Here is a 331-nt window from a genome sequence, read left to right as displayed (position 1 = left end):
GACAACGGGGAGGTAGGTCCAAACAACGGCTATCCCGACGTTATTGCCAGTGGATGATGGCTAGGCTTTCGGACATCTTCGGCACGCTCGGCCTTTGGCCGTTGCGTGCCGCGCCCGCGAAGCGGGCGCCGGGGGGGCGTAGGATGCCGATGAGCGTAGCGAATCGCATCCGAGTTTCGCACGGCGTGGGGAACGGTGCGTTTCGCTGCGCTCAACCGCACCCTACGGGATACCGCCTGTTTTGACCTTCTCCTCCCGTATGGAGCCCCTCGCGGAGGGCGTGATGGGCCGGCCAGTTAACAATAGACATGGGGCGCTGGATGTCTGAGCG

Annotated in this window: 1 pseudogene; it reads left to right on the top strand. The window is 63.7% G+C overall.

Annotation, left to right across the window (positions count from 1 at the left end):
• The first annotated feature begins 53 nt into the window (after positions 1 to 53).
• A pseudogene (locus B0684_RS14045) lies at positions 54 to 328 on the top strand (hypothetical protein).
• The last annotated feature ends 3 nt before the right edge of the window (positions 329 to 331 follow it).

The sequence above is a fragment of the Thioalkalivibrio versutus genome (genome assembly GCF_001999325.1).
Taxonomy (GTDB): Bacteria; Pseudomonadota; Gammaproteobacteria; order Ectothiorhodospirales; family Ectothiorhodospiraceae; genus Thioalkalivibrio; species Thioalkalivibrio versutus.
Note: the sequence above shows the minus strand (reverse complement) of the source record. Positions and strands in the feature narration are given on the sequence as shown.